2 tRNA genes and 2 rRNA genes are annotated in these 3,411 nt (G+C 52.2%); all 4 read right to left on the reverse strand.

Annotated elements, in window-relative coordinates:
* A 23S ribosomal RNA gene (locus FZF01_RS19150) occupies positions 1–2,137 on the reverse strand; the annotation flags it as partial.
* A 279-nt stretch (positions 2,138–2,416) separates the two neighbouring features.
* Positions 2,417–2,492, reverse strand: a tRNA-Ala gene (locus tag FZF01_RS19155).
* Positions 2,493–2,521: 29 nt separating this feature from the next.
* Positions 2,522–2,598: transfer RNA gene (locus tag FZF01_RS19160), tRNA-Ile, on the reverse strand.
* A 146-nt stretch (positions 2,599–2,744) separates the two neighbouring features.
* A 16S ribosomal RNA gene (locus FZF01_RS19165) occupies positions 2,745–3,411 on the reverse strand; the annotation flags it as partial.

The following is a 3,411-nucleotide window of genomic DNA, read 5'->3' on the forward strand; positions in this document are numbered from 1 at the left end:
GAACTAGCGTCCACGCTTCAAAGCCTCCCACCTATCCTACACAAGCAAATTCAAAGTCCAGTGCAAAGCTATAGTAAAGGTTCACGGGGTCTTTCCGTCTAGCCGCGGATACACTGCATCTTCACAGCGATTTCAATTTCACTGAGTCTCGGGTGGAGACAGCGCCGCCATCATTACGCCATTCGTGCAGGTCGGAACTTACCCGACAAGGAATTTCGCTACCTTAGGACCGTTATAGTTACGGCCGCCGTTTACCGGGGCTTCGATCAAGAGCTTCGCCGAAGCTAACCCCATCAATTAACCTTCCGGCACCGGGCAGGCGTCACACCCTATACGTCCACTTTCGTGTTTGCAGAGTGCTGTGTTTTTAATAAACAGTTGCAGCGGCCTGGTATCTTCGACCGACGTGGGCTTACGTAGTAAATACTTCACCCTCATCGGCGCACCTTCTCCCGAAGTTACGGTGCCATTTTGCCTAGTTCCTTCACCCGAGTTCTCTCAAGCGCCTTGGTATTCTCTACCTGACCACCTGTGTCGGTTTGGGGTACGATTTCTAGTTACCTGAAGCTTAGAGGCTTTTCCTGGAAGCATGGCATCAACCACTTCTCTTTCTAAAAGAAAGATCGTCATCAGTTCTCGGCCTTGATCTCCCGGATTTACCTAAGAAATCAGCCTACCACCTTAAACACGGACTACCAACGCCGTGCTGGCCTAGCCTTCTCCGTCCCCCCATCGCAGTAACTACAAGTACGGGAATATTAACCCGTTTCCCATCGACTACGCCTTTCGGCCTCGCCTTAGGGGTCGACTCACCCTGCGTCGATTAACGTTGCGCAGGAACCCTTGGTCTTCCGGCGTGGGAGTTTTTCACTCCCATTGTCGTTACTCATGTCAGCATTCGCACTTCTGATACCTCCAGCCAACTTCTCAATTGACCTTCACAGGCTTACAGAACGCTCCTCTACCGCTCATCCTAAGATGAACCCGTAGCTTCGGTGTATGGTTTGAGCCCCGTTACATCTTCCGCGCAGGCCGACTCGACTAGTGAGCTATTACGCTTTCTTTAAAGGATGGCTGCTTCTAAGCCAACCTCCTAGCTGTCTAAGCCTTCCCACATCGTTTCCCACTTAACCATAACTTTGGGACCTTAGCTGACGGTCTGGGTTGTTTCCCTTTTCACGACGGACGTTAGCACCCGCCGTGTGTCTCCCGTGCTCGCACTCGCTGGTATTCGGAGTTTGCATCGGTTTGGTAAGTCGGGATGACCCCCTAGCCGAAACAGTGCTCTACCCCCAGCGGTGATACACGAGGCGCTACCTAAATAGCTTTCGAGGAGAACCAGCTATCTCCGAGCTTGATTAGCCTTTCACTCCTATCCACAAGTCATCCGCTAACTTTTCAACGGTAGTCGGTTCGGTCCTCCAGTGCCTGTTACGGCACCTTCAACCTGCCCATGGATAGATCGCCCGGTTTCGGGTCTATACCCTGCGACTAAACGCCCTATTAAGACTCGGTTTCCCTACGCCTCCCCTAGACGGTTAAGCTCGCCACAGAATATAAGTCGCTGACCCATTATACAAAAGGTACGCAGTCACGGAACAAGTCCGCTCCCACTGCTTGTACGCATACGGTTTCAGGATCTATTTCACTCCCCTCACAGGGGTTCTTTTCGCCTTTCCCTCACGGTACTGGTTCACTATCGGTCAGTCAGGAGTATTTAGCCTTGGAGGATGGTCCCCCCATGTTCAGACAACGTTTCACGTGCGCCGTCCTACTCGATTTCACGCTAAAGAGCTTTTCGTGTACGGGGCTATCACCCACTACGGCGGCCATTTCCAGGACCTTCCACTAAACTCTAAAACGCTTAAGGGCTACTCCCCGTTCGCTCGCCGCTACTTGGGGAATCTCGGTTGATTTCTTTTCCTCGGGGTACTTAGATGTTTCAGTTCCCCCGGTTCGCCTCACACACCTATGTATTCAGTGTGTGATACCCAGCTTATGCTGGGTGGGTTTCCCCATTCAGAGATCTCCGGATCAAAGTCTGTTTGCCGACTCCCCGGAGCTTATCGCAGGCTACAACGTCTTTCATCGCCTCTGACTGCCAAGGCATCCACCGTATGCGCTTATTCACTTGACCATATAACCCCAAACAATCTGTCGTTAGCCGAAGCTAGCGCCGATTATTCAAAGCGATATGTCATGACATGATTCACGACAATCCGGAACTTGCACTTGAGATCACAAGTTACCTTAGCCATAACGCGAGCAGTGAAACTCTCGTTATGTCTATATTTCTATCACCTTCCCACATTGTTAAAGAGCGACTGGCACAAAGACCAGACATCAACAATCCACTCGGAAACTTCCCGGTGATTGTTCATGTATGAACTCTGGCGTCTAGCGATATACGGTGTCTTGGTGGAGCCAAGCGGGATCGAACCGCTGACCTCCTGCGTGCAAGGCAGGCGCTCTCCCAGCTGAGCTATGGCCCCTTTTTCAAGACCTTCCACACCTCGACAATTGGTGGGTCTGGGCAGATTCGAACTGCCGACCTCACCCTTATCAGGGGTGCGCTCTAACCAACTGAGCTACAGACCCAATTGCCCGGGGACGCTCGAAACAGATAAGCCTAGACCTAGCTGCTACGGGTGAACTGTAGCTTGAGAGCTAAAGACCCTATCGCTTTCTAAATGAATCAAGTAATTCGTGTGAGTGCTTGACCGAGCGGTCAGTGATCTTTCGATTAAGGAGGTGATCCAGCCGCAGGTTCCCCTACGGCTACCTTGTTACGACTTCACCCCAGTCATGAATCACACCGTGGTAACCGTCCTCCCGAAGGTTAGACTAGCTACTTCTGGTGCAACCCACTCCCATGGTGTGACGGGCGGTGTGTACAAGGCCCGGGAACGTATTCACCGTGGCGTTCTGATCCACGATTACTAGCGATTCCGACTTCATGGAGTCGAGTTGCAGACTCCAATCCGGACTACGATCGGTTTTATGGGATTAGCTCCACCTCGCGGCTTGGCAACCCTTTGTACCGACCATTGTAGCACGTGTGTAGCCCTGGCCGTAAGGGCCATGATGACTTGACGTCATCCCCACCTTCCTCCGGTTTGTCACCGGCAGTCTCCTTAGAGTGCCCACCATTATGTGCTGGTAACTAAGGACAAGGGTTGCGCTCGTTACGGGACTTAACCCAACATCTCACGACACGAGCTGACGACAGCCATGCAGCACCTGTGTCTGAGTTCCCGAAGGCACCAATCCATCTCTGGAAAGTTCTCAGCATGTCAAGGCCAGGTAAGGTTCTTCGCGTTGCTTCGAATTAAACCACATGCTCCACCGCTTGTGCGGGCCCCCGTCAATTCATTTGAGTTTTAATCTTGCGACCGTACTCCCCAGGCGGTC

This window comes from Halopseudomonas salina (genome assembly GCF_008641105.1).